The following is a 24,722-nucleotide window of genomic DNA, read 5'->3' as shown; positions in this document are numbered from 1 at the left end:
CGTCAGCGCCGCGCGGCGGTCTGGCGCAGCGCGGTGCTGGCCGCCGCGAACTGCTGGGTCGCCTGGCGCAGCAGCGACTGGTCGGACGAGACCACGAAGCAGTCGATGCCGCGCCCGCGGAAGGCGAGGGCCTCGGCCTCGTTGGGCACGAACATGGCCGCGCTCACACCGGCCGCCTTCGCCGCCCCGATGATGCGATCGCAGGCCTCGGACACGGCCGGCGCGCGGTTGTCGTCCAGGCCCATCGACAGCGCGAGGTCGGCACGGCCGATGAAGAGGCCGTCCACGCCCGGGGTGGAGGCGATGTCGAAGGCCTCGGTGACGCCGTCGGGGCTTTCGATCTGGCACAGGATCAGCGTCTGGTCGCCCGCGTCCAGCGCATCGGCCATGCGCATCGTGCCGTAGCCGGCGCAGCGCGGCGAGATGGAAAAGCCCCGGCTGCCCTGGCGGTAGCGGGCGCGCGAGACCACTTCGCGGGCCTGCGCCGCGCTGTCCACGCGCGGCACCAGCAGGCCGGCGGCGCCCAGGTCGAGCACGGACTGGATGGTGGCGGGCGCGGTGTCGGGGATGCGCACCAGCACCGGGATGCCGCTGGCGCGCCCGGCCATCATGTGGCGGTCCAGCGCGAGGCGGTCGAAGGGCGCGTGCTCGGCGTCCACCACGACGAAGTCGAGGTCGGTGGTGCCCAGGATCTCGGTGATCTGGGGGGAGTCGGTTTTCACGAACGTGCCCAGTGTGAGTTCGCGCTGGCGGATGTGGCCCCGTGTTTTCATCGAGCGGTGTTTCCTGTGGATGGCGGGCGTTGTTGCCCAAGCCGCCATGGTCATGGTGCCGGTCCGGCGCGGCAAGCGCCGCGGCGCGACTTTCCGCAGGTCAGAAAGGCACGCCGGTGTCCGGGCTGGGCGGCAGCCGCGTGGCGTAGGCCTCGCTCACGGCGGCGGCCGCCGCCTGCAGTTGCGGCGCGCACTGCGTCACCGTGGCCGGTGTCATGAGGTTGCCGAAGGTGGTCATGCCCATGAGACCCACGACTTCGGTGCGGTGCATCACCGGCGTGGCCAGGGTGGCGGTGCGCCGCTGCGGATTGGGCTGGCGCACGGCGTAGCCCTGTTGCCGGATGGCCGCGAGTTCCTGCAGCAGCAGTTCCTCGTGGCCGAGCTGGCTGCCGCCGGGCGCGGCGCGCAGCATGTCGAACAGGATCTCGCGCTCCACTTCCGGGCAGAACGCCAGGTAGGCGCGGCCCATGGCGGTGTCGGCCAGGCCCAGGCGCCGGCCGATGGTGGTGGAGTGCGCGGCGATCGGGCTGTAGGGCATGCCGCTGTAGCGCACCACGATGGCGTCGCCGTCGAGCACGCCCAGCGCCACCGGCCACTTGATGGCCTTGGTCAGGCGCAGCGCCAGCGGCGAGCCGACCTCGACCAGCAGCGACTTCTCGGTGAAGCCGCCGCTCATTTCCAGGATCTTCTCGGTGAGCCGGTAGACGCCCACGCCGCCCTCCAGCCGCACATAGCCTTCGTGCTGCAGCGTGTGCAGGATGCGGAAGATGGTGGACTTGGGCAGCGCGGTCTGCAGGTGCAGGCTGTGCAGGCTCCAGGTCGGCTGCGTGTTCATGATCCGCAGGATCTGCAGCGCGCGCGAGATGGCCCGGATCGATCCGCTGGGGTGGTCGTCGGAGGCGTCGGGGTCGTCGGCCATGGGCATCGTCGTCGGTCCGTTCCCGCAGGGGCGGGAGGGGGAGCGGATCATACCCTTGAGCTCCATGGCGCGGCCCCGGCTCAGTACCACAGCGCCTTGTCGACGCGGTTGACGAGCGCCTGCCCGGCGAGGAAGCGTTCGCAGTTGTCGCGCAGGATCTCGTAGCGGCGCTCGTTGTAATAGGGCCCCCACATGGCCACGTGCGGCGTGATGAACACGCCGGGCTGCGTCCACAGCGGGTGGCCGGCGGGCAGGGGTTCCTGCTCGAACACGTCCAGCCCGGCGCCGCCCACCTCGCCGGCCTGCAGCGCGGCGAGCAGGTCGTCCAGCCGCGTGGTCATGCCGCGCCCGATGTTGATGAAGAAGGCGCCGCGCTTCATGCGCTGCAAGCGCGCGCGGTCGAACAGGCCTTCGGTCTCGGGCGTGTGCGGCACGGTGACGATGACGAAATCGGCGCGCGGCAGCAGGGCGTCCAGCGCCTGCGCCGGGTGCAGCTCGGCCATGCCCTCGGGCGGCGCGGTGCGCTGCGCGTCGGTGCCGATCACGCGCACACCGAAGGCGGCGAGCAGGCGCGCGGTTTCCGCGCCGATGCCGCCCACGCCCACGATCAGCGCGGTGGCTTCGGGCAGGTAGACCGTGCCCTCGTAACGCGGCGGCTGCAGCCACTCGCCGCGCTGCTGCTGCGGAATGAAGCGGTGCAGCGCGCGCGAGAAAGCCAGCACGAAGGACAGGATGTGCGCGCTGATGTGGTCGTTGAAGATGCCGCGCACGTTGGTCACGGTCAGGCTGTGGCTGACCAGCTCGGGGAAGAAGTAGCCGGTGGGCGGCGCGGCCAGCGGCGAGTGCAGCCAGCGCAGGCGCGGTGCCGCGGCCAGCAGCGCGGGCGTGAGCGTGCCCACGGCCGCGTCGGCCTGGGGGATGGCGGCCAGGGCCTCGTCGTCGGTTTCGGCGACGATGATCTTCAGCTCGGGCAAGGCCGCGCCCAGCCGCTGCGCCCAGTCACGGGTGGCGGGGATCTGCGGCGGGAGCATCAACAGGGTGGTCGGCATGTCGGCTTACTCCAGCTTGATGCCGGCCTGCTTGATCACCTTGCCCCACTTGTCGTTCTCCTGGCGCAGGAAGGCGGCGTAGCCGTCGGGCGTGCCGCCCACGGGCGAGACGCCGCTGGCGGCCATGCGATCCAGCAGTTCCTTGCTCTTGAGCGCGGTGTTCATCGCGGCGTTGAGCTTGTCGATGCGCGCCTGGGGCGTGCCCTTGGCGACGTGCAGGCCGACCTGCGTGGTGGCTTCGTAGCCCGGGTAGCCGGATTCGGCGATGGTAGGCACGTCGGGGTAGGCGGAGACGCGCTTGGGGCCGGTGAGCGCGAGGATGCGCAGCTTGCCCGACTTGACCTGCGGGTCGGCGAAGGAGACCGAGGCCACCATGAAGTCGATCTGGCCGGTGAGCAGGTCCAGCACGGCGGCGGACTCGCCTTTGTAGTGAACCGTGCCAATGTCCAGGCCGGCGGCGATCTTGAACAGCTCCCCGGCCAGGTGGTTGGAGGTGCCGTTGCCCGGTGTGCCGTAGAACATGCCGCCCGGCTTGGCCTTGGCCTTGCTGATCAGTGCGGCCAGGTTGGGCGCGCCTTTCTCGGCGTTGACGAGGATGGTTTGCTCGATGCGCAGCACATGGCCCACGGGCGGCAGGTCGGTCGCGACCTTGTAGGGCAGCTTGGCGTCCATCAGCGGCAGGATCACGGTGCTGCCGGTGGCGCAGAAGCAGATCGAATAACCGTCGGGCGCGGAGCGCGCCACGTTGCCGGTGGCGATGGAGCCGCCGGCGCCGGGCATGTTTTCCACCACCACCGTCTGGCCCAGGGCCTTGGCCATTTCACCGCCCACGAGGCGGCCGAACAGGTCCATGGTGCCGCCCGCGGCGAAGGGCACCACGAGGCGCACGGGCTTGTTGGGGAAGTCGTCCGCCTGGGCGTGCGCGGTGGCGGTGCCCAGCGCGAGGGCGGCGCCGGCCAGCGCGCCGAGCAGGGAACGTTGAACTGATGTCATGAATGTCTCCGGGTCTCGATGGAAGAAAGGGGAATGGATCGATGATTCCCGAGTGGCTCCAGGGGTGTCAACGAAACTCGGCCCGCTTTCCGGCAGGCAGAAAACGGCCGCGTTCGCATTGCCTCGCGGGTGCGGACCGGGTGATGATCACCGCATTCCCGATCCATTCCACGCACCCTTCATGCCATCCACGCCCGCTCCTTCGTCCCCCGGTGTCCGTCCGCGCAGCTTCGCGGCCTTTCTCGACCATCCCGCGCTCACGGTCGCGGGCAACCGCCATCGGCGCATGCGCGCGCAGAACCTCATCGTGGAGTGGATCGAGGCGGGTACCGAGCCCTTCGACGTCGAGAGCACGGCCGAGATGCTGCTGGTCTTTCCCGATGCGGGCGCGGTCATCTCGCCAGCCGGGCAGGGGCCCAGCGTGGTGGTGCCCAACGCGGGCAGCGTGTGCGTGCTGGCCGCCGGCCGCTCCAGCGTGCGGCTCGCCGCGCCCGGCACCTGCGCGGTGATCGCTTCGAACCGTCCCGACATCGAGCCCGCCACGGTGCTCAACGAGGCTGCGTATGCCGAGCCGGACGCGCGCATCAAGCCCACCGGCCGCCCCTTCCGCCGCAAGCCCGGCGCGCCGCTGGTGCAGGTGTTCGACATGGCCCAGGTGCCGGCACCGGCCGACAACCCGCGCCTGAAGATGCTGCAGACCGACACGCTGAGCATCAACTGGGTGTCGTACCACGGCGTGCGCGACCGCAAGGCCTTGAGCCCGCACAGCCACGGCGACCTGGAGCAAGGCTCGCTCGCGCTGGCGGGGAATTTCGTCCACCACCTGCGGGTGAACTGGGGCAAGGACGCCAACCTCTGGCGCGACGACGAGCACCTGGCTGCGCCATCGCCCTCGCTGGTGGTGGTCCCGGTGGACCTGGTGCACACCACCGAGGGCGTGGGCGACGGCCACCACCTGCTGCTCGACCTGTTCAGCCCGCCGCGCGAGGACTTCATCGCGCGCGGCTGGGTGCACAACGCCGGCGACTACAGCGCCAGCGCGGCGTCCGCGTGAACGCGCACCACGGTTGGCGGCGCGACACGCGCGAGCCGGCGGTGGCGCTGCCGCCGCTGTCGTGCGACTGCGCGGTCCACGTCTTCGACCCCGCGCGCGTGGACCTGCTGCTGCCCGGCCGCCGCTACGAGCCACCGGTGGCCTGGCTCGACGAGCTGCGCACACTGCACGAGCGGCTGGGCGTGCAGCGCGCGGTGCTGGTGCAGCCTTCGGTGTACGGCAACGACCACGCGGTGCTGCTCACCGCCTTGCGCGCGGACCCGGCGCGCTACCGGGGCGTGGCCCTGCTCGACGACAGCGTGTCCGACGCGGCCTGCGAAGAGCTGCATGCGGCGGGTGTGCGCAGCGCGCGCTTCAACATCCTCTCGCGCTTCGGCGCGGCCTTCGACACCACGGCCTTCCGCCGCCAGGTGCGCCGGGCCGAGGCCCTGGGCTGGAGCATCTCGCTGCACGCCACCGCCGACGAACTCGCGGCGCACGCGCGCCTGCTGCTGGACATCCGCGCCGAGGTGGTGGTGGACCACCTGGCCTACCTGAACCCGGGCGACCTCGACGGCGAGGGCTTCCGCTTCCTGCGCGAGGCCGTCACGCGCGGCCACTGGTGGGTGAAGGTTTCGCGCGTGGACCACCGCTTCGCACCGCCTTACGACGACGCGGTCGAGTTGATCCGCCGGGTGGTTGCCCTCAACCCCTGGCGCATGCTGTGGGCCACCGACTGGCCGCACCCGCTGTACGACGTGGCCACGACCACCATGCCCAACGACGCCGACCTGGTCGAGCTGCTCGCGCGCGCCGTGCCCGACGCGGCCCTGCGCGAGCAGATCCTGGTCCACAACCCCGCCCGCGTGTTCGGTTTCCCCGACGCCTGATCCCCATTCCCGAGAAGATGCTTCCGATGACCGCCCAAAGAAACGAACCCGTCCTGATCTGGGAACGCGTGATGCCCGACGACCCCAGCATTCCCTGGCTGCGCGAACAGGGCTTCGACGTGCGCCTGGGCAAGCCCAACCGCGACCCCGACTACCGCCGCCACCTGGAGGCCGACTTCATCGCCGATGCCCAAGGCTGCCAGGGCGTGCTGATTTCCGGCGGCATCCGCGTCACGCGCGAGGTGATGGCCGCCTTGCCCGGCCTGCAGGTGATCAGCAAGATCGGCGTCGGTGTGGACACGGTGGACGTGGCGGCCGCGAGCGACCTGGGCATTGCCGTCTGCAACACGCCCGGCGGCAACGACTCCGTGGCGGTGGCCGAGCACGCCATGACCCTGCTGCTGGCGCTGCGCAAGCAGCTGCATGTGTGGACCCGCGGCTACCTGCAGGGCGGCGGCTGGCGCAGCCCCCAGGTGTTCGCCGGTGGGCTGGACGGCAGCACGCTGGGCATCGTGGGCTTCGGCCGCATCGGCCGCGCGCTGGCGCAGCGCGTGGCGGGCTGGAACGTGCGCGTGCTGGTGCACGACCCGCTGGCCCGCGACCTGCCCGAGGGCGTGCGCGCGGTGGACATGGCCGAACTGCTGGCGCAGAGCGACGCGGTGTCGCTGCATTGCCCGGCCTTGCCCGGCGACCGCCCGCTGCTCGATGCGGCGGCGCTGGCGCGCCTGAAGTCCGGCGCCGTGCTGATCAACACGGCGCGCGCCACGTTGGTGGATGCGCCCGCGCTGATCGCCGCGCTGGATGCCGGCGGCCTGGCCGGCGCGGCCTTCGACGTGTTCGACCCCGAACCCCCGGCGCGCGACGACCCCTTGCTCGCCCACCCGCGCGTGCTGAGCACGCCGCACGTGGCCTCGTGGACCTGGGAGGGCTTCTTCGGCCGCCGCCAGCAGGCCGCCGACAACCTCGCGAAGGTGGTGCGCGGTGAAGCGGGCGCCGCCATCGTCAACGCCACGCCCTGACTCTTTTCCCGGAATTCTTCTGACATGTACATCGACCTCGACACCGCGACCGACTTCAAGCGCTCCCTCTTCAACGCCATCGTCGCGCCCAGGCCCATCGGCTGGATCAGCACCGTGAGCGCGGACGGCCGCGTCAACCTCGCGCCGTTCTCGCACTTCAACCTGGTGTCCACCGCGCCACCGGTGGTCATGTTCTCGTGCAACGCGCCCGACGACCGCGAGGTGAAGGACACCATCGCCAACGTGCGCGCCACGGGCGAGTTCGTCACCAACCTCGTGACCTGGGATCTGCGCGAGCAGATGAACCTGTCCTCGTTCAACGCGCCCCACGGCACCGACGAGTTCGAGATCGCCGGCCTCGAGAAGGCCGCCAGCCACAAGGTGCGGCCACCGCGCGTGGCCGCCTCGCCCGCCTGCATGGAATGCCAGCTGCTGCAGATCGTGAACATCGAGCCCGTCGGCCCCGGCGACACCTTCAGCAACGTGGTGTTCGGCCGCGTGGTGGCGCTGCACCTCGACGACCAGTTCATCGAGCCCAGCGGGCGCTTCGACGTGGTGCGCACGCGCCCGCTCACGCGCCTGGGCGGCAACCAGTACGCCTCCACCGGGCCCATCGTCGAGCTGGGCCGGCCCAACCCGCCCCGGGCCTGAGGCCTCAGCGCACCGCCACGCGGTGCACCGCGACGCGGGTGGCCGGCAGGGGCCGCGTGGGCACGATGTCGGCCAGCGTGACGCCATCGAGCCGCGCCAGGAAATCCTGCAGGGCGCTGTGCAACACGCCGGTCAGGGCGCAGTCGCCCGTGCGCACGCAGGTATTGCCGGTGGAGAAACACTCGACGAGGTGGAAGTCGGGCTCCATGTCGCGCACCACCTCGCCCAGGCCGATCTCGTGGGGCGCGCGCGCCAGCCGCATGCCGCCGCCCTTGCCGCGCACGGTCTCGATCCAGCCCAGCAGACCGAGGTGGTGCGTGACCTTCATGAGGTGGGCTTCGGAGATGCCGTGGGCCTGCGCGGCCTCGGCGATGGTGCACAGCCGATCCGGCTGCTGCGCGAGGTACATCAGCAGGCGCAGGGCGTAGTCGGTCATGGTGGTCAGGCGCACGGCGGGCCTCCGTCGAGCACCAGGTCGGCGGGCATCTCGTCCGGGCTGTTGCTCAGCTGGTAGCCGTACCAGAGGCTTTGCGCGATGCGCTGCGCCATGGCGAAGGCCTGCTCACCCATGGCGCGGTTGGGCAGGGCACCGGTGGTCTCGCGAAAGAGGGCCAGCCAACGCTGGAACAGGGCCGGGGTGAGACCGGGCAGGGCCGCGTGGCGTGGCATGGGCATGCCGGTGAAACGGCCGGTGCGGCGCAGGATGGAAGACCAGAAGTCCACCAGCTGCGCCAGGTGGTTGTCCCAGTCGTGGATGTGGGCGTTGAAGATGGGGCCGAGCACCTCGTCGCGCCGCACCCGCGCGTAGAACGCATGGACCATGCTCGAAACCTCTTCCTCGGTGCAGACCGCCATGACGCTCATGATGCTTCCTGTGCGCGGACCCCGCGCCCTCGGCGCGCAAAAAGATCCATCTAGAATCAATCTTATGGGAGATCGGGCACCCCCGTGTGCGCCAGGGCCGCCAAAGCGGCGCTTCCTTGATCCATCTCAAGACTTCCGGAGACCCGATTGAACCCCGATGGCCAGCCTCCCGTCGCGCGCTTCGAAGGCGCCACCCGTTTCCTCGCGGCGTTCTGGCCGGCACCGGTGCGCGTCGATGCCCATGAGCGCTGGCGCAGCGTGGCCGGCGCGGGCCTGGGCATCCTCTTCACGGCCCTGGTGAGCCGATGGTGGGCGGGGGCGAATGCCATGGGGCCCTGGCTGGTGGCACCGCTGGGCGCCAGTGCGGTGCTGGTGTTCGCGCTGCCCGCGAGCCCGATGGCGCAGCCCTGGTCGGTGGTGGGCGGCAACACGCTCTCGGCGCTGGTGGGCGCGGCCTGCGCCATGCTGGTGCCCGACCCGGCCTGGGCGGCGGCGCTGGCCGTGGCGGCCGCGATCGCGCTCATGTTCGCGCTGCGCTGCCTGCACCCGCCGGGCGGCGCGACCGCGCTGCTGACCTCCTTGGGCGCGGTGGGTTTCCATTTCGCGGCTTTCCCGATGTTCGTGAACTCGCTGCTGCTGGTGGTGGCGGGCGTGGTCTACAACAGCCTGAGCGGGCGGCGCTACCCGCACGCCCAGGTGCGGGCCCCGCACGAGCCGACCGCCGCGCCGGCCCGCTTCAGCGCGGTCGACCTGGACGCGGCCCTGGCGCACTACAACCAGGTGCTGGACGTGAGCCGCGACGACCTGGAGGAGCTGCTGCACCACGCGGAGTCGGCGGCCTACCAGCGCAACTTCGGCAGCCTGCGCTGCGGCGACATCATGACGCCCGAGCCGATCGCGGTGTCCTTCGGCACCCCGTTGCGCGAGGCCTGGGGCCTGATGCGCCAGCACCGCATCAAGGCGCTGCCGGTGGTGGATCGGGCGCGGCGCATCGTGGGCATCGTGACGGTGTCGGACTTCATGCGGCACGCCGAGCTGGACCGGCACGAGGGCATCGGCGACCGCTTCCGCGCGCTGATGCGGCGCAGCGGCGCGGTGCATTCGGACAAACCGGAGGTGGTGGGCCAGCTGATGACGCGCGAGGTGCGCGTGGCCAGCATCAACCGGCACGTGAGCGAGCTGGTGCCGCTGTTCTCGGAAGGCGGGCACCACCACATTCCCATCATCGACACCGAGCGCCGGCTGGCCGGCATCATCACCGAGTCGGACCTGGTCAGGGCGCTGCACCGGGTGGCGCGGCCGGCGGACTGAGCACCAGCGCGGCGGCGTGCCGCGCGGCGATCCATTCCTCGTTGGTCGGCTCGACGGCCACCGCGACCGCGCTGCCGGGCGCGGAGATGAGCGCCGCGTTGGTTTCGTTGGCCGCCTCGTCCAGGGCCAGACCCAGGAAGCCCAGGTCGCGGCAGATGCGGCGGCGCATCTCGGCGCTGTGCTCGCCCACGCCGGCCGTGAACACCAGCAGATCCAGGCCGCCGAGCACGGCCACCAGCGCGCCGATCTCGCGCACGATGCGCCGCACGTAGAGCGCCAGCGCGGCGCGCACGCGTTCGCCGGTGAGGTCGTCGCGGTCCTCCTCGGCGAACAGCCGGCGCGGTTCGGACGACACGCCCGACACACCCAGCAGGCCAGACTCGTGGTACAGCACGCGACCCACCTCGGCCAGGCTGAGCTTCTCGATCTCCATCAGGTAGATCACCGCGCCGGGATCGAGCGAGCCGGTGCGCGTGCCCATCATCAGGCCGTCCAGCGCCGAGAAGCCCATGGTGGTGGCCAGGCTGCGCAGGCCCTGCAGCCCGCACAGGCTGGCGCCGCTGCCCAGGTGCGCGGCGATCACCCGGCCCTTCGCCAGCTCGCCATGCCGCTCGGGCAGCGCCACCGAGAGGTATTCGTAGGACAGGCCGTGAAAGCCGTAGCGCCGCAGACCCCGTTCCCAGGCCGCGTAGGGCAGGGGCAGCATCTGCTCGACCTGGGGCAGGGTGTGGTGGAAGGCGGTGTCGAAGCAGGCCACCTGCGGGAGTTGAGGGTCGCTGGCCAGCAGCACCTGGATCGCGTCGAGCGCGAAGGGCTGGTGCAGCGGCGCCAGCGGGATGTAGCGCTGCAGATCGGCCAGCACGGCCGCGTCCACCCTCACCGGGTCGAAGTACTGGCGGCCGCCGTGCACCACGCGGTGCGCCACCGCGCGCAGTGGCGTGGCACCCAGGTGGGCGCGCACGCGGCGCAGGATGTGGGCCAGCGCCTCGTGGTAGGGCTGCGCGGGGTCCAGTGCCAGCGCGGTCTCGGGGGTGTCGGTGTCGGCGGTGGTGGGCTGCGGCCCGCCGATGCCGCGCACCTGGCCTTTCCAGGCCGGCTCGCGCGGCACGGTGGGGCCGCTGGCGTCGAAGAGGGCGAATTTGATGCTGGACGAACCCGCGTTGAGCACGAGCACCATGCCGCTCATGGTCGGCTGACCCGGTAGCGGTGCGCCAGCAGCACGGCGATGGCGCACGAGGCCAGGCGCGTGGCGCGCGAATCCGCGCGGCTGGTGAGCACGATGGGCACGCGCGCGCCGATGGCGATGCCGGCGCTGGCCGCATGGCCCATGAACTCGAGCTGCTTGGCGAGCATGTTGCCGCTTTCCAGGTCCGGCACGACCAGCACGTCGGCACGGCCGGCCACGGGCGAATCGATGCCTTTGACGCGCGCGGCCTCGGGCGAGATGGCGTTGTCGAAGGCCAGCGGGCCGTCGAGCAGGGCGCCGGTGATCTGGCGGCGGTCGGCCATCTTGCACAGGGCGGCGGCGTCCAGCGTGGCGGGCATGCGCGGGTTGATGGTCTCCACCGCGGCGAGGATGGCCACGCGCGGCAGGTCGATGCCGATGGTGTGGGCGAGCTCGATCGCGTTGCGCACGATGTCGGCCTTTTCCTCCAGGGTGGGCGCGATGTGGATGGCCGCGTCGGTGATGATGAAGGGCCGGGGGTAGGCGGGCGTCTGCATCAGGTAGCAGTGGCTCAGGCGGCGCTTGGTGCGCAGGCCGGCCGACGCGCTCAGCACGGCGCCGAGCAGTTCGTCGGTGTGCAGGCTGCCCTTCATGAGCGCCTCGACCTCGCCGCGCCCGGCCAGTTCGGCGGCGCGCGCGGCCGCCGCGTGACTGTGCGGCACGTCCTCGATGCCCAGGCCCGAGAGGTCCAGGCCGGCTTGCGCGGCCAGCTCTTCCAGCCGCGCTCGCGGCGCGACCAGCACCGGCTCGATCAGGCCGGCGTCTCGCGCATCGAGCGCGCCTCGCAGGCTGAGTTCGTCGCAGGGGTGCACCACCGCGACGCGGATGGCACCGAGCGCGCCGGCCTGTGCCAGCAGGCGGGGCAGGCCTTCGGGGGTGAGTTGCACGCCGTGGGCTGGCGGAGGGTCGGGGAGCTTCATGTCGGGCGGGTCCTGGTGCGGGAAGGCGGGGCCATGGCGATGATGGCATGTGCTTCCGCCATGGAGGCACCTCCCTAATGCCACCCGAGGGCATCGAGGCCGCCAGCGGGGTGGCTGTGGTATGTTCGTTTCGCCGCCTGGGTGGGGTGTTCTCGCAGGGGAACAACGGGCGGCACCGGTACTTTCTACAGCCAGTCCAACATGCCTTCATCGCTGCGAAATGTCCCGATGACCAAGCCTTTTTCACGCCACTGGCGAAGCCTTGTTTCCGTGGCCGCTCTGCTCGCGCTGAGCGCACCGGCCTTGGCGCAGGGGCTGGACTATGCGCAGGCCCTGCAACAGGCGCAGGAGGCGTCCGGCCAGGTGCGCAACGCGCGCATGGACGCGCAGGCCAAAGACCTCAAGGCCGAGGCCCTGGCCCACCTGGGGGGCCCGGCCCTGTCGCTCTCGGGCTTTTCGGGCCGGGTCGCCACCACCTTCAACCTCGACACCTCGCCGCTGGCCAATGCCGCGGGCTCGCTGGGGTCGGTCGTGCCCGGCGGCCTGTCCATTCCGCCCATTCCCAACGCGGTGTCGGTGAACCGCACCTTCAACCTGCATTCCCTGGGCCTGAGCGCCAACTGGCCGATCTACACCGGCGGCCGGCTCGAAGCCATCCATGGGCTGGAAGCGGGCAAGGCCGACGAGGCCCGGGCCGAGGCCCGGGACGTCGAAGACAAGATGTCGACCACCGTCGCCCAGCGGTATTTCTCGCTGCAGCTCGCCACGCACGCGGTGCAGTTGCGCAGCGCGGCGGCCAAGGGCATCGCCGACCACCAGCGCGCCGCGCAGCGCCTGGAGGCGACCGGCCTGATCGCGACCGCCGAGCGGCTCAAGGCCGACGTGGCGCTCGACGGCGCGCGGCGCGACCTGGCCAGGTCGCAGAGCGACCTCGAGATCGCGCAGGTGGCGTTGACGCGCCTGCTGGGCGCGGCCTCGCCCGCGCCACTGACCACGCCGCTGTTCGTCAACTCGGCATCGGTGGGCACGCTGCAGTCCTTCATCGACGCGGGGCTCGCCCACAACCCCGCCTGGGACAAGATCGCGAGCAAGCGAACCCAGGCCGACCAGGCCCTGAAGCTGCAGACCGGCGGCCAGCTGCCGACGGTGCTGGCGATCGGCAACTACAACTTCAACCGCAGCAGCGACAAGCTGGTGCAGCCCAACTGGGCGGTGGGCATCCTGGTGTCGGTGCCACTGATCGACCGCATCGACCGGGGCAAGATGAAGGAGGCCGCCATCCTTGATCAACAGCGCGTGAGCGCCCTGGAGGAGCAGGCGCAGCGCGACGTGCCGACCCTGATCGAGAGCCAGTGGCGGGCCTTGCAGAACGCCCGCGCGCAGTTCCTGTCGATGGATTCGACCATCCGCCTGGCCCGCGAGAACCTGCGCCTGCAGACCGTGTCGTTCCAGCAGAGCCAGAGCACCTCGCTGGACCTGACCGATGCGCGCCTGAACCTGCTCAAGGTGGACACCGAGCGCGTGCAGGCCGCCTACGACTACGTCATGGCCCTGGCCCGCCTGCTGGAGGCCAGCGGCCAACCCCAGCGCCTGGCCGAGTTCGCGCAGAACGCCGACATCAAGATCGCTCCCCCAGCCGAGTAAGCCCATGCCCATGCCCTCCCAAGTCCAGCGCGTCCTTCTCGCCATCCTCGGTGTGGCCGTCGTCGCCTTCCTCGCGTGGGGGCTGTGGAAGGCCTTCACGCCGCAGCCGCTGCCGCTGCAGGGCCAGATCGAGGCGCAGGAGATCAATGTGTCGTCCAAGGTGCCTGGCCGCGTCGGCACGGTGCATGTGCACCTGGGGCAGACCGTGAAAGCCGGCGATCTGCTGTTCGAACTCGACAGCCCGGAAGTGGCCGCCAAGATCGCCCAGGCGCGCGCCGCCGAGGCGGCGGCCTCGGCCGTGGCCGCCAAGGCCAATGCCGGTGCGCGGCCGGAGGAGGTCGAGGCCGCGCGCCTGAACTGGGAGCGCGCCAAGACCGGCGCGCAACTGGCCAAGACCACCCACGACCGGGTGCAGACCATGTTCGCCGAGGGCATCCTGTCCGGGCAGAAGCGCGACGAAGCCCTGGCCCAGTGGCGGGCGGCCCAGCAGCAGGCCGATGCGGCGCGGGCGCAGTACGAGATGGCGCGCAAGGGCGCGCGCCCGGAAGACAAGGCGGCCGCCCAGTACCAGGCCCAGCAGGTCGGCGGCGTGCTGTCGGAAGCGGAGGTGGCGCTGGCCGAGACGCGCATCACGGCGCCCGCCGCCGGTGACGTGAGCAAGATCCAGATCCAGCCCGGCGAGATCGCACCGCAGGGCTTCCCGGTGATCACCCTGGTCAACCTGCAGGACGTGTGGGCGGTGCTGCAGGTGCGCGAGGACGCGATGGCGGACTATGCGGTGGGCAGCCGGCACACCGCCGAGGTGCCGGCGCTGCGGCGCAGCATCGAACTGGTGGTGTCGTCGGTCGGCGTGCTGCCCGACTTCGCCACCTGGCGCGCCGCGCGACCGGGGGGGACCGACCTGCGCACCTTCGAGATCCGGCTGCGCCCAGCCAGTCCGGTGGCGCAACTGCGACCGGGCATGAGCGTGGTCTTCCCCGCACCCTGAGCCCGCCCGTGGAGACCACCGCCAACGCGACCGGCTTCGGCCCCGTGGTCCGGCGCGAGTGGCAACGCTTGCGGCGCGATGCCTGGGACCTGGGCATGCTCACCTGGATACCGCTGGGCGTGTGCCTGCTCCTCTGGTGGATGTTCGCCGCCGGCATCGCGCGCGACCTGCCGATCGTCGTGATCGACCGGGACCAGTCGAGCCTGTCGCGCTCGCTGCTGCGCCTGGTGGACGGGTCGCCGGGGGTGCGTGTGGCGGCGGCGGTCGGGAGCGAAGCCGAGGCCACGGCCTGGCTGCGCGAGCGCCGCGCCTATGGGCTGCTGGTCGTGCCGGCCTCGTTCCAGCACGACATCGGGGCCGGGCGCTCGGCCACCGTGTCCTGGTTCTACAACGGGCAGTTCTCGGTGCACGCGGGCGGCCTGACCCGCGACGTGCGCACCGCCGTTTCCACGCTGAGCGCGGGCATCGAGATCACGGCGCGCGGCAAGCGCGGCGCCTCGGCGGCGCAGGCCGCGGAGCAGTTCGAGCCGATCCGCCTGCGGCTGGGCACGCTGTACAACGAGAACGCGAACTACGAGTCCTTCCTGGTGCTCGCGCTGATCCCGTCCATGTTGCAGATCTTCGTGGCGCTCGCGGCCATCACCGCGGTCGGCCGCGAGCTGCGCGCGGGCAGCGTGCCGCAGTGGCTGGAGAGCGCGGGAGGCCGCTGGGGCACGGCGGTGGCCGGCAAGCTGGTGATCCCCGCGCTGGCTTTTGCCGTGCAGGCGGTGTTGTTCGTGGTGTTCTTCGGCTTCGTGCGCGGGTGGGCGATCGAAGGCAGCGGCGCGATGATCGTCGTCGGGCTGTGGCTGCTGATCGCCGCCTACCTCGGTCTGGGCCTGCTCATGATCGCGGTCACCCTCACGCTGCGCAACGCCTTGTCGGCGGCGGCCTTCGTCACCGCGCCGGCCTTTGCCTTCTCGGGCCAGGGCTATCCCCTGAGCGCCATGCCGCCGCTGGCGCGCGCCTGGGCCGAAGCGCTGCCCTTGACCCACTACCTGCAGCTGCAGGGCAAACACTGGCTGGCCGGCGCGCCCTGGACCTATGGCGTGGGCGATGCCCTGGTCCTGCTCGGCTTTGCGGTGGTGGCCGGCGGCGCCGGGCTGCTGATCCTGAAACAGCGGGCGGGCCAGCCCTCGGCCTGGGGGCGCACATGAGCGGCCGTCCATCGCCGGCGCCCGCCAGCCTGATCGGCAGTTTCGTGGCGACCTGGCGCGCCATGCTCGGCGATGTCGGCGCCATCATGCTGCTGTTCGTGGGCGGCATCGTCTACTCGTTTTTCTATCCGCTGCCTTATTCGCGCGAGAGCGTGCAGCAGGTGCCGGTCGCGGTGGTCGATCAGGACCTCAGCGCGATCTCCCGCCAGATCACCCGTTACGTCGCGGCGCACCCCGCCGTGGACATTCGACGGGTCACGCCCGACCTTCGCGAGGCGCAGGACCTGCTCTGGAAGAACGAGATCGCCGGTGTGCTGATGATCCCGCCCGGGCTGGAGAGCAAGGTCCTGAGCGGTCGCCGGGCGGAGGTCGACATCAGCGGCAACGGCGTGTACATGATGATGAACAAGGTGGCGCTCAACGGCCTGGCCGAGGCCGTGGGCACGGTCTCGGCCGGCATCGAACTCAAGCGGCTGGCGGCCAGCACGCCCTCGGCCGCCCAGGCCATGGCCCAGCGGCAACCGGTCAACGTCAATGCGGTGGCTCTTTTCAACGTGCGCGAAGGCTATGGCGCCTACATCGTGCCGGGCGTGGCGGTGCTGATCATCCAGCAGACGCTGCTGCTGGCGATCACGCTGCTGTTCGGCACCTGGCGCGAGCGCGGCGCCTTCCCGGTCCGGCGCAGCAGCGCCGCCTACTTCGGCATGCTGCTGGCCTTCGCCACCGTGGCCTTTGCCAACAGCCTGTACTTTTTCGGCTTCGTGCTGTGGTGGCAGGACTACCCCCGGGCGGGCAATTTCGGCGGCCTGCTGCTGTTCGCGGCCCTGTTCGCGCTCTGTGTCGCGGCGCTGGGCATGTTGCTGGGCAGCCTCTTTCGCACGCGCGAGCGCAGCGTGCAACTGCTGCTGTGCACGGCCTTGCCGTTCATGTTCCTCACCGGCCTGTCGTGGCCGGTGGAAGCCCTGCCACCGGCGTTGCAGGCCTTGCGCTGGCTCGTGCCCTCGACTGCCGGCGTGCAGGGCTTCATCGCGCTGAACCAGCTGGGCGCGGGCCTGGCCCAGGTGGCGACGGAGGCCGCCGCGCTGGCCGCCGTGTGCCTGGTGTCGACGGCGGCGGGCCTGTGGCGCTGGCGCGCCGAGGACCGTTTGGTATCTTCCAAGGTCTGAACCCGACGGCCCGCTCCGCGTGCCGGTCACCTTGAAAGGAGCTTTCGCGTGAGCACACCCGCCACCCCGCGCCACATCCTGCTGGCCACCGACCTGAGCAGCCGCAGCGACCGCGCCCTGGACCGCGCCGTGCGCCTCGCGCGCGAGTGGGACGCGCGCCTGGTCGCGCTGACGGTGGTCGAACCCGAGCCGGCCGAGGCACCCACCTCGGTGCTGTCGCGCGCATCGGGCCTGAGCGGCGGCACCGCGCGCCGGGCGATGGTGGAGCAGCGGCTGCGCGCCGACCTCGCGGGCGAGGACGGTGACCTGCCGCTGGTGCCCCGGGTCGAGCAGGGCGCCGTGACCGACACCGTGCTCACCGTGGCGACGGCCGAGGGCAGCGGCCTGATCGTGACCGGTGTGGCGCGCAACGAGGCGCTCAGCCGCGTGGTGCTGGGCTCGACGGTCGATGCCCTGGCGCGCCGCTCGCCCGTGCCTTTGCTCGTGGTGCGCAACCGGCCGCGCGCGACCTACAGCCACGTGATCGTGGCCAGCGATTTTTCGCCCGCGTCGCGCCACACCCTGCGCACCGCCGCCGCGCTCTTTCCCCAGGCGGAGCTCACGCTGTTCCACGCCTTCGACAACCCGTACCCCGCGATCGGCGGCGTGGACACCACCAAGGTGCGCGCCGACGGCCTGGCCCAGGCCGAACGCGAGGCCGAGGCCTTCATCCAGTCGTGCGAACTGCCCGGCGATGTGGGCCTGCGCCTGCGCACCTGGCTGGAGCATGGCGACACGGGCCTGCTGCTGCACGCCCATGGGCAGGCGCACCCGGCGGACCTGGTGGTGCTGGGCACGCAGCAGCGCCGTGGCGTGCTCGGCCTGCTGCTGGGCAGCGTGGCGCAGCGCGTGCTGGAAATGGCCGAAAACGACGTGCTGGTGGTGCCACCAGAGGCCGCCTGAGTCCAGCGGCTCCGACGAACGGGCCCGTCTGGGGCGTCAGGACAACAGTTCGGGGCGTCCGGGTGGACCGGCCCGATACCGATATTTACACTGGTGGTGTCTGAACTTTCCGCGAGCGGTGCTGTCCATTCTGCGCCCCCACCACTCCCTGACCGCCTTGCACCCATTGCCCCACCGTTCATTGCGCTTCTCGCTGCCGCTGCAACTGGCCCTGGCCGGTGCGCTGGGCATCGGCTCCCTGGCCATCGCGCAGGCCGAAACACCCCCGTCTTCTCTGGCCCCGGCGACCCAGCAGCTGGCGGTGGCCGCGCCCGCGAGCCCGACCGTGGTGGTTCCCCCGGTCGCCCAGCAGTTGGCGGCGATCGACCCGCGCTGGAGTTCGAGTTTCGAGGCCTTCGCCGCCGCCGACCTGAAGCAGGCGCCGCAACCGGGCGGCGTGGTCTTCGTGGGCAGTTCGTCGATCCGCCTTTGGAACGACCTGGAGACCAGCTTTGCCGACCAGCCCGTGGTCATCAAGCGCGGTTTCGGTGGCTCGCAGCTGCTCGACTGTGTGAAGCTGGTGAACCGGCTGGTGCTGCCCTACAAGCCCCGCATGGTGGTGGTGTACGCGGGCGAGAACGACCTGTCCGAAGGCGCCACGCCGCGCGACGTGCTGGAGCGTTTCACGGCCTTCGTGCGCGCGGTCAAGGCCGAGCTGCCCGAGAGCCGCATCGCCTTCGTCTCCATCAAGCCCAGCCCGTCGCGCGCGGGCCTGATGGCGTCGGTGCGCGAGACCAACGAGCTCATCAAGGCCTACAGCGTGACCGAGCCGCAGCTGGACTTCATCGACGTGTTCTCTTCCATGCTCGGCGCCGACGGCCAGCCCCGCCCGGAGCTGTTCCTGGGCGACCGCCTGCACCTCAACGCCGAAGGTTATGCGCTGTGGCAGCGCATCATCGCCCTGCACCTGAAGGGCTGACGAGGCGGGCCGCGTTTTTCGCGGCGCGGCGATCCCGGCCGAGCGACACGCGGGCCACCACCCACAGGGCGTAGAAGCCCACGAACAGGATCAGCAGGTCCACCGACCAGGGTCTGGCGGGGTTCGTGGCGCCGAACACGGCCAGCGCCAGCAGGGCCACCACCAGGTGGGCGCAGAACACCGGCAAGGCCGCCTTGCCCAGGGTTTCCAGGGGCCGCCAGCGCGGCAGGTGCCGCTTGAGCCAGGGGCCGAAATGCATCACCAGCACCAGCAGGGCCAGCAGGTTGATCAGGCGCAATGGGCCGAGATGCCATTTGTCGAACATCAGGTTGACCACCGAGCCATCGGGCATCGGCGCCTGTCCCACGGCGTGGCGCCAGAGGAAGGCGCAGGCCGCCAGGGCCAGGGCGGTGCGCACCATCCAGCGCGGAAAGCGCGTGGGGGTGTGGTCCGGGCGGCTGTGCTCGGTGCCCATCCACAGGCCCATGGTCCACAGGAACTGCCAGGCGAAGATTTCGAAGGCACCCATGTCGCGGTAGCGCACCGGCATGTCGAACCAGCCGAAGGCCATTTGGTAGAGCGCCGGGCCCAGGCCGAACTGGGCGCCGAACCACAGCGCGAGGCTCAGCGCCATCACCGCGCGCCAGCCGTGCTCCCGCCCGTGCAGCAGCACCAGCGGGCTGAGCAGCATGAAGACGATGTAGATCGGCAGGATGTCCAGCAGCGCCGGGCTGTACAGCAGCAGGCCGGCGCTCAGGGTGGCGACCACCGGCCGTTCGAGGAAGAAGGCGAGCAGGTCGGTCACGGCGCCTTCGCGCAGCGCCAGGCCCAGGCCGGCGATGGCGGTGAAGGCGAACAGCACCAGGGCCAGCTGGCAGGCGTAGAGCTTGAGCGCGCGGTTGAAGAAGGCGTTTTTCATCGCCTGCGCGCCCTGCGTGTCGGCCTTGGTGGAATACACACGGCCGGCCATGTAGGCCGACAGCAGCACGAAGCCTTCGGCGGCCGACACATAGCCCAGCGGCTGACCCAACGGGTCCGCGAGCTTCGTGGGCAGGTGGGTGAGGGTCATCAGCACGAGCATCAAGCCGCGCATGGCGTCCAGTTCCCACTGGCGATCGTCCTGGCTCATGGCGGTGGTGCGGGGGGCAGGTGGCGTGCCTGCCAGGTGACTCGATCCCTGATCGGGGCCGCAAAGCCTCGCAAAGTTCCCCGGGATAGGGAGGCGCGTCACTGCGCCTGGGAACGTGCGCGCCAGGAGACGCCGGGGCGCCGGCCGGCGCGCTCGCGCGCCTCCACCAGCATGGCCACCGCGAACAGGCCGGCGAACGCGGCCAGCAGCAGCGCGACGTCCGTGGTCCAGGGGCGCACCACCTGGGTCGAACCGAAGAAGGCAAGGGTGAACAGCGCGATCACGATGTGGGCGCAGAAGACCGACAGGGAGTGCCGCCCCAGCAGCTCCAGCGCGTGCGGGCGCGGCAGCACGCGCACCAGCCAGGGGCCGGCGGCCATGAGCAGCACGAAGACGCTGGCGAAGTTCAGCACGCGCATGGGCCCGAGCGACCATTTGTCGAGCAGCAGGCCCACGGCGGGCAGCCAGGGCAGCGGGTCCTGGCCCGCGATGTGGCGCCACACCAGCATGGCCCCGGCGTACACGGCCGCCGGCGCCAGCACCCAGCCCGGCAGGCGCGGCCAGGGCTGTTCGCGCGCGCCCAGCCACAGGCCCGCGACCCACAGGGCCTGCCAGGCCAGCCAGTGGAAGGCGCCCATGTCCTTGTACGGGATGGGCAGGCCGGTCAGCGCCACGACCAGGTCGTACACGCCCCGGCCCAAGCCCCACTGTTCGCCCAGCCAGAGCAGGCCGCTGACGGCCAGCACGCCGAGCCAGCCGTGCCGCAGGCCGCGGCGCAGCAGCCAGGGACTGGCCAGCATCATGAAGATGTAGAGCGGCAGGATGTCCAGCAGCGGCGGGTTGTGCAACAGCAAGGCGGCGCCCACCACGGCGGCCTGCGGGTCGATGAAGAAGAATTCGAGCAGGCCGGTGACGCCGCCCTGCCGGTTGAACACCCCGAGCCAGGCGATGACGGTGAAGGCCAGCAGCAGCAGGCCCAGCTGGCAGAGGTAGAGCTTGAGCGCCCGCTCATGGAAGGCGGCCTGCATGGCGGGCAGGCCATCGCGCCGGGCGCGGCGGCCGTAGACGCGGCCGGCCATGAAGGCCGAGAGGAACACGAAGCCCTCGGCCGCCGAGACAAAGCCCAACGGCTGGCCCGATGGCAACGAGTACATCGTCGGCATGTGGGTCAGCGTCATCAGGACGAGCATCAGGCCCCGCAGGGCGTCGAGCTCCCAGCGGCGTTGCGGGGCGTGTGGCATCAGGGAAAACCAGTAGAACCCGCGATCATGCCAGAGGGGCGCTGCGGCGGGCCCGCCAGGCCTGCAGAAAACCCCAGGACAGGCCGAGCACGGCCGCCAGCAGCGAGGCCAGCAGCACGCCCAGCTTGGCGGCGCCAAGCAACTGGGCATCGTCGAAGGCCAGCGTGGCGATGAAGATGGACATGGTGAAGCCGATGCCCGCCAGCAGGCCGACCAGGCCAACGCCGGACCAGGTCACGCCGTCGGGCAGGCGGCACAGGCCCAGGCGCACGGCCAGCCAGCTGGCGCCGAGCACGCCGAGCGGCTTGCCCAGCACCAGGGCCAGCACCACGCCCAGGGTGACGGCTTGCGCGCTGCCGGAGGCGAGGTCCACGCCGTCGAGCGTCACGCCCGCGTTGGCCAGGGCGAACAGAGGCATCACAGCGTAGGCCACCCAAGGGTGCAGCGCCCTTTGCACGCGGGTCACCGGGGCCTCGCCGCGCAGGCGCACCGGCAGCACGGGTGTCATGAGGCCCAGCACCACGCCCGCCAGCGTGGGGTGCGCGCCGGTCTGCAGCAGGCCCAGCCAGAGCACGGCGCCGGGCACGACGTAGGCCCAGGCCGAGCCGGTGCCGATGCGCTGCAGGCCCAGCACCATGAAGATGCCCAGGCCGGCCACCAGCAGGCCGCTGAAGTCCAGCCCGCCCGAATAGAAGACCGCGATGATGAGCACCGCCACGATGTCGTCGATGATGGCCAGGGCCAGCAGCAGCACGCGCACGTTGCCTGGAATGGAGCGACCCAGCAGGGCCAGCACGCCGACGGCGAACGCGATGTCGGTGGCGGTGGGCACGGCCCAGCCGCGCAGCGTGGTGGGGTCGGTGTTCAACGCGACATAGATCAGCGCTGGCACCAGCACCCCGCCCAGCGCGGCGGCCAGGGGCAGGGCGGCGAGCGGGAGGCTGGCGAGCGCGCCTTCGTGGATCTCGCGCCGGATCTCCATGCCCACGACCAGGAAGAACACCGCCATCAGGGCATCGTTGATCCAGAAGTGCAGCGATTGCGCCGACACGTAGGGGCCGATGCCGAGGGTCAGGGGCGCATGCCAGAGCGCGTGGTAGCTGGCGGCGGCGGGCGAGTTGGCCCAGATCAGGGCGATGGCCGCCGCGAACAGCAGCACCACGCCGCTGACGGCTTCAATGTGGAGGAAACGGGAGAGGGCGGCGAATGCGCGGTCGGCGACAAGCTGGGCGCGCGGCAGGGTCTGCCGGGAAGGGGCTCGATTCATGGACGTATCAACTCCGCGCGGCGGCCCGACCAGCGCTTGAACCTGTTTCGCTGCGACAGGCAGCGCGAACACCCAGTCCTGTATTTTACCCGATGGGGTATGGGCCCTGGCCTACACTCGCCGCATGCCCGACACGCCCGTTTCCGACGACGCCCGCTTCATGCGCCTGGCGCTGGCCGAAGCCCAGGCCGCGGCCCAGGCCGGTGAGGTGCCGGTGGGGGCGGTGGTGGTGAAGGACGGCCGCGTGATCGCCACCGGCCGCAACGCCCCCATCGACGGCCACGACCCGACCGCGCATGCCGAAATCGTCGCCTTGCGCGCCGCCGCGCAGGCGCTGGGCAACTACCGGCTCGATGGCTGTTCGCTCTACGTGACGCTGGAGCCTTGCGCCATGTGCAGCGGGGCCATGCTGCATGCGCGCCTGGCCCGCGTGGTGTTCGGCGCGGCCGACCCCAAGACCGGCGCGGCGGGCTCGGTGCTCAACCTGTTCGGGCATGCCCGGATCAACCACCAGACCACCGTGCAAGGCGGTGTGCTGGCCGAGGAGGGGGCGCAACTGCTGCGCGGTTTTTTCAAGGAGCGCCGAGTGAACCTGCATCCCTTGCGCGACGATGCCCTGCGCACGCCCGACGAGCGTTTCCAGAACCTGCCCGGCTACCCCTGGGCGCCGCGGTATGTGAGCGATCTGCCCGCGCTCGGCGGCCTGCGCCTGCACTACCTCGACGAAGGGCCGAAGGACGCGCCTACAACCTGGCTCTGCCTGCACGGCAACCCGGCCTGGAGCTACCTCTACCGCCACATGATCCCGGTGTTCCTGGCCAGCGGGGCGCGCGTGGTCGCGCCCGACCTGATCGGCTTCGGCCGCAGCGACAAGCCCAAGAAGGACGGCGCGCACTCGTTCACCTGGCACCGCCAGGTGCTGCTGGAATTCGTCGAGCGCCTCGACTTGCACAACGTGGTGCTGGTGGTGCAGGACTGGGGCGGGCTGCTGGGCCTGACCCTGCCCATGGCCGCGCCGCAGCGCTACCGGGGGGTGCTGGTGATGAACACCACGCTGGCCACCGGCGAGGCCCCGCTGTCGCCCGGCTTCGTGGCCTGGCGCAACATGTGCGCGCAGAACCCCGAGTTCGACGTGGCGCGCCTGTTCGCGCGCGGCAACCCGCAGATGAGCGCGGAAGAGTGCGCGGCCTACAACGCGCCGTTCCCCGACCGGGGCCACCGCGCCGCGCTGCGCGCCTTTCCCCCCATGGTGCCCGAGCACGCCGACGACGAGGGCGCGGCCCTCAGCCGGCAGGCGCGGGACTTCTGGTCCACCGAATGGCGGGGGCAGAGCCTGATGGCCATCGGCCTTCAGGACCCTGTGCTGGGCGAGCCCGTCATGCAGGCCCTGCACGCGCAGATCCGCCATTGCCCCGAGCCTCTTCGACTGCCGCAAGCCGGCCACTTCGTGCAGGAGCATGGCCAGTCCATCGCCGAAGCCGCCGTGCGCCATTTCGCGGCGCCCGCACCCGGATAATCGAGCCCTTTTTCGCCCAACACCATGAGCCACGGTCACACGCACACGCCCGCCTGCAGCCCCGATTGCAACCACAGCCACCACCACGGCACCAAGCACATCTACATTTACTCGCCCTCCAGCGCGGTGCGCGACAAGGCCGCGTTCCGCCGCGGCGTGGCGCGGCTCAAGGCGCTGGGCCACGAGGTCGAGATCGACGAGGCGGCGCTGAGCAGCCACATGCGCTTCGCGGGCGACGACGCCACGCGCCTGGCCGCCATCGAGCGCGCCACCGCCAGCGGCGCGAACGTGGCGCTGATTTCGCGCGGGGGTTATGGGCTCACGCGCATCGTGGGCGACCTGCCTTTCAAGAAGATCGCCAAGGCGATCGAGCGCGGCACCCAGTTCGTGGGCCTGAGCGACTTCACGGCGCTGCAGATGGCGGTGCTGGCCAAGACCGGTGCCGTCACCTGGGGCGGCCCGGCACTGGGCGAGGACTTCGGCGCCGAAGTGCCGGACGACATCATGGAAGCCTGCTTCGACGACCTGCTCGTGGGCCACGGAGAAGGCTCGGGCTGGCGGCTGCCGGTGTCGGACGCGAAGGCGACCCCGCGCAAGGACGGCGAGGCAGCGCCGGTGTTCCGGCTTCGCGGCGCCACGCTGTGGGGCGGCAACCTCAACGTGATCTGCGCGCTCGTGGGCACGCCTTACCTGCCTCAGGTCAAAGGCGGCATCCTGTTCCTGGAGGACGCGAACGAACACCCGTACCGCATCGAGCGCCAACTCACGCAGTTGCTCAACGCGGGCATCATCGGCCAGCAGAAGGCGGTGCTGATGGGCTCGTTCAACCGCTTCAAGCTGGTGCCGGGTTACGACCGGGGCTTCAAGCTGCAGACGGTGATCGACTGGATGCGCACGCGCACGAAGACGCCGGTGTTCACGGGCCTGCCCTTCGGGCACGTGCCGACCAAGGTGTTGCTGCCCGTGGGGCGCAAGGTGGATCTGATGGTGGAAGGGCGCGATGCCCTGATTTATTGGGGCTGAAGGCC

23 protein-coding genes and 1 pseudogene are annotated in these 24,722 nt (G+C 71.0%); 13 read left to right on the top strand and 11 right to left on the bottom strand.

Annotation, left to right across the window (positions count from 1 at the left end; translation table 11 throughout):
• Positions 1-2 precede the first annotated feature (2 nt).
• The 4 genes from ABSY19_RS00715 to ABSY19_RS00700 all read right to left on the bottom strand — a co-directional run bounded on the left by ABSY19_RS00715 (position 3) and on the right by ABSY19_RS00700 (position 3,734).
• Complete coding sequence (locus tag ABSY19_RS00715; protein WP_382158169.1) at positions 3-773, bottom strand: HpcH/HpaI aldolase/citrate lyase family protein; 771 nt, start codon at positions 771-773, stop codon at positions 3-5.
• 100 nt (positions 774-873) lie between these two features.
• On the bottom strand, positions 874-1,692 hold the full coding sequence (locus tag ABSY19_RS00710; RefSeq protein ID WP_382158167.1) for a helix-turn-helix domain-containing protein: 819 nt from the start codon (positions 1,690-1,692) through the stop codon (positions 874-876).
• Positions 1,693-1,772: 80 nt separating this feature from the next.
• A complete protein-coding gene (locus tag ABSY19_RS00705; protein ID WP_382158165.1) occupies positions 1,773-2,741 on the bottom strand; it encodes a D-2-hydroxyacid dehydrogenase in 969 nt (322 codons plus the stop codon).
• A 6-nt stretch (positions 2,742-2,747) separates the two neighbouring features.
• Positions 2,748-3,734, bottom strand: a complete 987-nt coding sequence (locus ABSY19_RS00700; protein ID WP_382158163.1) for a Bug family tripartite tricarboxylate transporter substrate binding protein — start codon at positions 3,732-3,734, stop codon at positions 2,748-2,750.
• Between the two features lie 181 nt (positions 3,735-3,915).
• Between ABSY19_RS00700 and ABSY19_RS00695 the strand changes: the two genes are divergently transcribed.
• From ABSY19_RS00695 to ABSY19_RS00680, 4 genes are read left to right on the top strand one after another with little or no spacing between them, the layout of a single operon-like run.
• A complete protein-coding gene (locus tag ABSY19_RS00695) occupies positions 3,916-4,788 on the top strand; it encodes a hypothetical protein (RefSeq protein WP_382158161.1) in 873 nt (290 codons plus the stop codon).
• Positions 4,785-5,657 (top strand): amidohydrolase family protein, encoded by an 873-nt coding sequence (locus ABSY19_RS00690; protein ID WP_382158159.1) that lies wholly within the window; start codon positions 4,785-4,787, stop codon positions 5,655-5,657. The genes ABSY19_RS00695 and ABSY19_RS00690 overlap by 4 nt, the downstream gene beginning before the upstream one ends.
• Before the next feature lie 26 nt (positions 5,658-5,683).
• Entirely contained in the window at positions 5,684-6,676 is a 993-nt protein-coding gene (locus tag ABSY19_RS00685; protein WP_382158157.1) for an NAD(P)-dependent oxidoreductase, read from the top strand.
• 24 nt (positions 6,677-6,700) lie between these two features.
• Positions 6,701-7,327, top strand: coding sequence for a flavin reductase family protein (locus ABSY19_RS00680; RefSeq protein WP_382158155.1), 627 nt, complete (start codon positions 6,701-6,703; stop codon positions 7,325-7,327).
• 4 nt (positions 7,328-7,331) lie between these two features.
• Here ABSY19_RS00680 and ABSY19_RS00675 read toward each other — a convergent pair whose 3' ends face one another.
• Positions 7,332-7,778, bottom strand: coding sequence for an RrF2 family transcriptional regulator (locus tag ABSY19_RS00675; RefSeq protein WP_382158153.1), 447 nt, complete (start codon positions 7,776-7,778; stop codon positions 7,332-7,334).
• Positions 7,769-8,191: a group III truncated hemoglobin gene (locus ABSY19_RS00670; RefSeq protein WP_382158151.1), complete on the bottom strand. Its 423-nt coding sequence runs from the start codon at positions 8,189-8,191 to the stop codon at positions 7,769-7,771. The genes ABSY19_RS00675 and ABSY19_RS00670 overlap by 10 nt, the downstream gene beginning before the upstream one ends.
• Positions 8,192-8,338: 147 nt before the next feature.
• Here ABSY19_RS00670 and ABSY19_RS00665 point away from each other — a divergent pair, with 147 nt between their 5' ends.
• Positions 8,339-9,502, top strand: coding sequence for an HPP family protein (locus ABSY19_RS00665; RefSeq protein WP_382158150.1), 1,164 nt, complete (start codon positions 8,339-8,341; stop codon positions 9,500-9,502).
• On the opposite strand, the gene ABSY19_RS00660 is transcribed toward ABSY19_RS00665, so the two are convergent.
• Both ABSY19_RS00660 and ABSY19_RS00655 read right to left on the bottom strand, forming a co-directional pair.
• Positions 9,465-10,688 carry an acetate/propionate family kinase gene (locus ABSY19_RS00660; RefSeq protein WP_382158148.1) on the bottom strand — a complete coding sequence of 408 codons (1,224 nt, stop codon included), beginning with the start codon at positions 10,686-10,688 and terminating at the stop codon, positions 9,465-9,467. The two genes, ABSY19_RS00665 and ABSY19_RS00660, sit on opposite strands and share 38 nt — an antisense overlap.
• A pseudogene (locus ABSY19_RS00655) lies at positions 10,685-11,599 on the bottom strand (bifunctional enoyl-CoA hydratase/phosphate acetyltransferase); the annotation flags it as partial. The gene ABSY19_RS00660 and the pseudogene ABSY19_RS00655, both read right to left, overlap by 4 nt.
• Before the next feature lie 318 nt (positions 11,600-11,917).
• Between ABSY19_RS00655 and ABSY19_RS00650 the strand changes: the two are divergent.
• The 6 genes from ABSY19_RS00650 (at position 11,918) to ABSY19_RS00625 (ending at position 18,541) form a co-directional block, all read left to right on the top strand.
• The gene (locus ABSY19_RS00650; RefSeq protein WP_382158146.1) at positions 11,918-13,291 is read left to right on the top strand and encodes a TolC family protein; all 1,374 of its coding nucleotides are present in this window, start codon (positions 11,918-11,920) and stop codon (positions 13,289-13,291) included.
• A gap of 4 nt (positions 13,292-13,295) precedes the next feature.
• Entirely contained in the window at positions 13,296-14,279 is a 984-nt protein-coding gene (locus ABSY19_RS00645) for an HlyD family secretion protein (protein WP_382158144.1), read from the top strand.
• Between the two features lie 8 nt (positions 14,280-14,287).
• Positions 14,288-15,475 (top strand): ABC transporter permease, encoded by a 1,188-nt coding sequence (locus tag ABSY19_RS00640; protein WP_382158142.1) that lies wholly within the window; start codon positions 14,288-14,290, stop codon positions 15,473-15,475.
• On the top strand, positions 15,472-16,641 hold the full coding sequence (locus ABSY19_RS00635) for an ABC transporter permease (RefSeq protein ID WP_382158140.1): 1,170 nt from the start codon (positions 15,472-15,474) through the stop codon (positions 16,639-16,641). The genes ABSY19_RS00640 and ABSY19_RS00635 overlap by 4 nt, the downstream gene beginning before the upstream one ends.
• A 48-nt stretch (positions 16,642-16,689) precedes the next feature.
• Entirely contained in the window at positions 16,690-17,583 is an 894-nt protein-coding gene (locus ABSY19_RS00630; RefSeq protein WP_382158138.1) for a universal stress protein, read from the top strand.
• A gap of 157 nt (positions 17,584-17,740) precedes the next feature.
• Positions 17,741-18,541 carry an SGNH/GDSL hydrolase family protein gene (locus ABSY19_RS00625; protein ID WP_382158136.1) on the top strand — a complete coding sequence of 267 codons (801 nt, stop codon included), beginning with the start codon at positions 17,741-17,743 and terminating at the stop codon, positions 18,539-18,541.
• Here the strand turns inward: ABSY19_RS00625 and opgC (ABSY19_RS00620) are convergent.
• The 3 genes from opgC (ABSY19_RS00620) to nhaA all read right to left on the bottom strand — a co-directional run bounded on the left by opgC (ABSY19_RS00620) (position 18,516) and on the right by nhaA (position 22,178).
• Positions 18,516-19,670 (bottom strand): OpgC domain-containing protein, encoded by a 1,155-nt coding sequence (opgC, locus tag ABSY19_RS00620; RefSeq protein WP_382158134.1) that lies wholly within the window; start codon positions 19,668-19,670, stop codon positions 18,516-18,518. The two genes, ABSY19_RS00625 and opgC (ABSY19_RS00620), sit on opposite strands and share 26 nt — an antisense overlap.
• 98 nt (positions 19,671-19,768) lie before the next feature.
• Positions 19,769-20,911 carry an OpgC domain-containing protein gene (gene opgC, locus ABSY19_RS00615; protein WP_382158131.1) on the bottom strand — a complete coding sequence of 381 codons (1,143 nt, stop codon included), beginning with the start codon at positions 20,909-20,911 and terminating at the stop codon, positions 19,769-19,771.
• Positions 20,912-20,936: 25 nt separating this feature from the next.
• On the bottom strand, positions 20,937-22,178 hold the full coding sequence (nhaA, locus tag ABSY19_RS00610) for a Na+/H+ antiporter NhaA (protein WP_382158129.1): 1,242 nt from the start codon (positions 22,176-22,178) through the stop codon (positions 20,937-20,939).
• Positions 22,179-22,302: 124 nt separating this feature from the next.
• Here nhaA and tadA point away from each other — a divergent pair, with 124 nt between their 5' ends.
• Entirely contained in the window at positions 22,303-23,694 is a 1,392-nt protein-coding gene (gene tadA / locus ABSY19_RS00605; RefSeq protein WP_382158127.1) for a tRNA adenosine(34) deaminase TadA, read from the top strand.
• Between the two features lie 24 nt (positions 23,695-23,718).
• Positions 23,719-24,717 (top strand): LD-carboxypeptidase, encoded by a 999-nt coding sequence (locus ABSY19_RS00600; protein WP_382158125.1) that lies wholly within the window; start codon positions 23,719-23,721, stop codon positions 24,715-24,717.
• The last annotated feature ends 5 nt before the right edge of the window (positions 24,718-24,722 follow it).

The organism is Hydrogenophaga sp. ANAO-22 (genome assembly GCF_042466645.1).
Taxonomy (GTDB): Bacteria; Pseudomonadota; Gammaproteobacteria; order Burkholderiales; family Burkholderiaceae_C; genus Hydrogenophaga.
Note: the sequence above shows the minus strand (reverse complement) of the source record. Positions and strands in the feature narration are given on the sequence as shown.

Coding starts and splice junctions, on each gene's coding strand:
- ABSY19_RS00695 (WP_382158161.1), top strand. CDS start 3,916: ATGCCATCCACGCCCGCTCCTTCGTCCCCCGGTGTCCGTCCGCGCAGC.
- ABSY19_RS00660 (WP_382158148.1), bottom strand. CDS start 10,688: ATGAGCGGCATGGTGCTCGTGCTCAACGCGGGTTCGTCCAGCATCAAA.
- ABSY19_RS00680 (WP_382158155.1), top strand. CDS start 6,701: ATGTACATCGACCTCGACACCGCGACCGACTTCAAGCGCTCCCTCTTC.
- ABSY19_RS00635 (WP_382158140.1), top strand. CDS start 15,472: ATGAGCGGCCGTCCATCGCCGGCGCCCGCCAGCCTGATCGGCAGTTTC.
- ABSY19_RS00710 (WP_382158167.1), bottom strand. CDS start 1,692: ATGGCCGACGACCCCGACGCCTCCGACGACCACCCCAGCGGATCGATC.
- tadA (WP_382158127.1), top strand. CDS start 22,303: ATGCCCGACACGCCCGTTTCCGACGACGCCCGCTTCATGCGCCTGGCG.
- opgC (WP_382158131.1), bottom strand. CDS start 20,911: ATGCCACACGCCCCGCAACGCCGCTGGGAGCTCGACGCCCTGCGGGGC.
- nhaA (WP_382158129.1), bottom strand. CDS start 22,178: ATGAATCGAGCCCCTTCCCGGCAGACCCTGCCGCGCGCCCAGCTTGTC.
- ABSY19_RS00705 (WP_382158165.1), bottom strand. CDS start 2,741: ATGCCGACCACCCTGTTGATGCTCCCGCCGCAGATCCCCGCCACCCGT.
- opgC (WP_382158134.1), bottom strand. CDS start 19,670: ATGAGCCAGGACGATCGCCAGTGGGAACTGGACGCCATGCGCGGCTTG.
- ABSY19_RS00715 (WP_382158169.1), bottom strand. CDS start 773: ATGAAAACACGGGGCCACATCCGCCAGCGCGAACTCACACTGGGCACG.
- ABSY19_RS00700 (WP_382158163.1), bottom strand. CDS start 3,734: ATGACATCAGTTCAACGTTCCCTGCTCGGCGCGCTGGCCGGCGCCGCC.
- ABSY19_RS00670 (WP_382158151.1), bottom strand. CDS start 8,191: ATGAGCGTCATGGCGGTCTGCACCGAGGAAGAGGTTTCGAGCATGGTC.
- ABSY19_RS00645 (WP_382158144.1), top strand. CDS start 13,296: ATGCCCATGCCCTCCCAAGTCCAGCGCGTCCTTCTCGCCATCCTCGGT.
- ABSY19_RS00685 (WP_382158157.1), top strand. CDS start 5,684: ATGACCGCCCAAAGAAACGAACCCGTCCTGATCTGGGAACGCGTGATG.
- ABSY19_RS00600 (WP_382158125.1), top strand. CDS start 23,719: ATGAGCCACGGTCACACGCACACGCCCGCCTGCAGCCCCGATTGCAAC.